The sequence below is a fragment of the Streptomyces sp. BR123 genome (assembly GCF_013401435.1).
GTDB lineage: Bacteria > Actinomycetota > Actinomycetes > Streptomycetales > Streptomycetaceae > Streptomyces.
The window spans coordinates 1-309 of sequence record NZ_JACBGN010000705.1 but is presented as its reverse complement, the minus strand read 5'-3'; the positions used below and the strand labels follow the sequence as shown (position 1 = coordinate 309).

The following is a 309-nucleotide window of genomic DNA, read 5'->3' as shown; positions in this document are numbered from 1 at the left end:
CCGGGTCCGGGCTGTACAGCCGCTCCAGGTCCCAGCCACGGTCGGCCGGGAACTCACCGATGGCGTCACCGCCACTGGCCAGCAGCTGCCACAGGTCCTCCGGAGTACGGACACCGCCCGGGAAGCGACAACTCATCGCCACGATCGCGATCGGGTCGTCATCGACGGCCACGGTCACCGGACCGGCGATCTCCGCCTGCGTGCCCTGCAGTTCGTCCCGGAGGAACGCGGTCAGGGCGGCCGCGGACGGGTAGTCGAAGATGAGCGTGGCGGGCAGCGTCACGCCGGTCGCCGCACCGAGCCGGTTGC

1 protein-coding gene is annotated in these 309 nt (G+C 71.5%); it reads right to left on the bottom strand.

The features are described 5' to 3' along the window. The coding region (locus HYE82_RS37125; protein ID WP_179178608.1) for an acyl carrier protein at positions 1 to 309 on the bottom strand (309 nt) is incomplete at both ends.